Origin of the sequence: Escherichia sp. AM3 (assembly GCF_032029835.1) — a bacterium.
GTDB classification, from domain to species: Bacteria; Pseudomonadota; Gammaproteobacteria; order Enterobacterales; family Enterobacteriaceae; genus Escherichia; species Escherichia coli.
Window position 1 is genome coordinate 1 of record NZ_JAVUPQ010000169.1, and the last position, 3246, is coordinate 3246.

Here is a 3246-nt window from a genome sequence, read left to right on the forward strand (position 1 = left end):
GAGAAAAAGGTGACAGTGATAGTGCCACATTGTGAGGAAATTCCTGAGAAACTCCTGAGAAACTCCTGGTTCACACACATAATTCAGGAGCTTGCCATAGATAGTAACCAATTGTTTTATATTTTAAGACCATTAAATACGCGGCTACGATAGCGCTTTATATAATCATAAACTGTAGAGATAAAATATCTGCTTCTCTGATAACACTAATTGAGTGTCTTAAACTAAGTAATTTCATTTTTCCCCCTTTAAAAGCAATATATGTGCAATAGTTGAAGTTAAAGCTGTGCTGCCAGAGTTGATAATAATTGTTCTGTCTGTTGCCATGATATGCATTCATCAGTAACAGACTGACCATACTCTAGCGGAAAACTATCGGATTGTTTTCCATCTTGTAAAAAGCTTTCCACCATAATGCCAGCTACATATCCTGGTATTTTTTTCCGATTATCTATAACTTGACGTGCAACGGAAATTTGCCGTTTAGCCACTTTACCGCTATTACCATGGCTACAATCAATTATCAGACGATGGTTAATGCCCTCATCATGCATTAATTTCACTGCCTTAGTTATATCAGACAAACCATAGTTAGGTTCTCTACCTCCACGTAATATTAGATGTCCATGTGGATTGCCATCGGTTAATAGTGTAGATATACTATTTGTTAAAGATGTCATATATACAATATGTTGTTCACGGGCTGCAATAATAGCGTCAATAGCTAAGTTAATATTTCCATCAGTACTGTTTTTAAATCCAACTGGACAATGTAAACCAGACGCAAGTTGACGATGCGTTTGTGATTCAGTGGTTCTGGCACCAATAGCACCCCAACATATTAAATCAGCAATATAGGGAGTAAGAAAAGGATCGAGGAATTCTGTAGCGGTTGCGACACGCATCGTTGTGATTGAAGACAAACACTGGCGAGCATATCGTATCCCTTTCTCAACATCATAACTTCCATTTAGATCAGGATCGTGCATTATTCCCTTCCAGCCTTTACGGGTTCGAGGTTTCTCAAAATAAGTGCGCATTACAATGTACATTTTCGATAAGTACTTATTCTGTAATACGAACAATCGCTTCGCATAATCAACTGCGGCCTGAACGTCATGGATTGAGCATGGACCAACAATCACAAGTAAGCGAGGATCTTTTCCCAGCAAAATATTCGCTATAATATCTCGTTGCAGAGAGATCCATGTTACGGTTTCTTCCGATACTGCGATTTCTTTATGAATCTCGCCCACAGTGGGTAAACTGCCAAGCAACTTCCCGCGGTAGATTAATTTACTAGCTGACTGCATCTTGTCTCCTAAAAGCGCTATTTCAGACCATCAGTTGCACACAGTAGATGATAATGATAATCATTTACTGTATAATTGGCAATATATGGGGATTCATAGTCATTTCTGAGATAATATACGTTAGGCCTTCTCTCCCGTACGGAAATCACTTGTTTTCCGTAAATTACCTGAATCTTAATCCCTGAGCTGCGGCTAGCTGTGGAACTCACAAAAGCTGACCGGGCCGTGGCACAGCCTCTCTGCTGGCAGAACAGCGTACTGCAGAAGTCGTCGTACTGCCGCTGGTCCCGGCATCAGGTCTGCCCGCAGATGGCACTTCTGCCACTGATCTGCCGGTGGAGCTGAACGGCATGACATATCAGGCCTGCCGTGGGGATTTTGTGGTGCGCCTCGACGGCAGCACCTGTCTGCAGTTATAGAATAAAGAAGGCGGGGAGGTACGCCGGGAGGGCGATCCGCTGGAAGTGGCGTAGTGGCTGTAGGCCTGTAATGATGCAGGAATAGAAGTTCGTGTACAGGTTAATGAAAGCATCACCCCGTAAAAACATGCCGGCACGGTTTACACATCATTCCATGGTGGCAGCCGGTTAACTTTCCTGCGCCACCAGTGGAAAGAGGCCATGAGCAGTCCGAACAAAAAACCACTCGTGATACTTATAATAATGGCCTCACCTGCTACCATTCCTGACGGCCCCCAGTACATAAACCACATTGCACATCCCCAGGAAATACCCCATAAGCCCCCCATCAGCAGCGTAACCTGCCAGAACGGCATAAAGGGCAATGGCGGAAGCCGGATACCCAGCCGCCAGAGAATACGCAGCAGAGGAGGAGCATAATTACTCCGCCACATCTTTTTGCTGTCCATCAGGGCAATTGCCCGGGCTTTTTTTGCTCAAAAGTCACAGGAGCACCTCCGTTCCATGATGTAAACGTGACACAACTTATTGTTATTGATTATTATTATCATACCGTGATTATGTTGTCATGCACCTGTACACTGATAAAAGAAAGGGAGAACAGGAGGCTGGCTGAATAACCAATCCGTTCGTCCAGTTCAATGGCGGCCATCAGGTTCTGCTCCGCAATGTACTCACGAATGCGCTTCCTGTCCTGGCTGGCCAGTATGGTCCAGAATATCTCCATCATTTACCGGTAACCTTCCTGCTCATTTCATCCCGCCATGCAGCAGCGGAAGATTCGACCATGTCATGGGGAAGCACATCGCCGCGCCCGAGTTGCTGACGTCCTGCCTCAACCTGGTCACGGAACCAGGTATTATGCTGCCGTTCAACGGTCTGGCGCATAAAATCCCGGATTAACTGAGAGCCATTACGGTCCATGCTTTTTGCAGCGGCCATAAAAGCATCCTTCAGTTCAGCGTCGATTCTTAAACTCATATTAACCTGTGCCATTTATCACCTCGTCATTACCACGTATATACACAGTATATAACGATTCAGACATCGTCACCAGGATATGCCGCGCCAGCGGCATGGAAGGCGGCACGCTGTGGTTACATGTGATACCGGAGTAAAACCGCCGAAGCCCGGCGTCAGCCGGTACTGATTGATAGATTTCACCTTACCCACCCCCAGCCCTGCCAGACCATACCCGCTTTCAGCCATGATAGAGCTTCTGTGCGCGGTCGGAGTGGTCCCGACAAGGTTTACCCGCAGTCGGGGCGTATCTCCGCGTTAGCGGGCCGTCAGGGCCGCTTACGAGCGTGTACTGAGGACTTCCAGCCAGAAGACTGACAGCGATGGAAATGCTTAGTTACAACATTCATAATTAAAAGCGATGTTGTTCCCGCCCTTTGGGCGGGGGCGGCCTCGCTTTTCAGTTATGAGGGGTGAGCACGGTGCCGCGTTTGTGTGGTGTTTTTTATTCCTGATGTCTTTTTGTTGTGGTTTCAGAACGGTGAGGTTTGGGG

The 3246-nt window shown here is 46.3% G+C and carries 4 protein-coding genes and 2 pseudogenes; 1 reads left to right on the forward strand and 5 read right to left on the reverse strand.

Going from position 1 to position 3246, the window contains the following annotated elements:
• Positions 1-278: 278 nt before the first annotated feature.
• Positions 279-1313 (reverse strand): 3-deoxy-7-phosphoheptulonate synthase, encoded by a 1035-nt coding sequence (locus tag RTW80_RS23405; protein WP_001190234.1) that lies wholly within the window; start codon positions 1311-1313, stop codon positions 279-281.
• Positions 1314-1493: 180 nt separating this feature from the next.
• On the opposite strand from RTW80_RS23405, the pseudogene RTW80_RS23410 reads away from it, so the two are divergent.
• Positions 1494-1795, forward strand: a pseudogene (locus RTW80_RS23410) (hypothetical protein); the annotation flags it as partial.
• 77 nt (positions 1796-1872) lie between these two features.
• On the opposite strand, the gene RTW80_RS23415 reads toward RTW80_RS23410, so the two are convergent.
• The 4 genes and pseudogenes from RTW80_RS23415 to RTW80_RS23430 form a co-directional block, all read right to left on the reverse strand.
• Complete coding sequence (locus tag RTW80_RS23415; RefSeq protein ID WP_000269327.1) at positions 1873-2166, reverse strand: DUF6404 family protein; 294 nt, start codon at positions 2164-2166, stop codon at positions 1873-1875.
• A 167-nt stretch (positions 2167-2333) separates the two neighbouring features.
• Positions 2334-2459 (reverse strand): annotated as a pseudogene (gene yacB / locus RTW80_RS23420) (type II toxin-antitoxin system toxin YacB); the annotation flags it as partial.
• Positions 2459-2728, reverse strand: a complete 270-nt coding sequence (yacA, locus tag RTW80_RS23425) for a type II toxin-antitoxin system antitoxin YacA (RefSeq protein ID WP_063848275.1) — start codon at positions 2726-2728, stop codon at positions 2459-2461. The pseudogene yacB and the gene yacA, both read right to left, overlap by 1 nt.
• Positions 2729-2782: 54 nt before the next feature.
• Positions 2783-2941, reverse strand: coding sequence for a hypothetical protein (locus tag RTW80_RS23430; protein WP_001470858.1), 159 nt, complete (start codon positions 2939-2941; stop codon positions 2783-2785).
• Between the last annotated feature and the right edge of the window lie 305 nt (positions 2942-3246).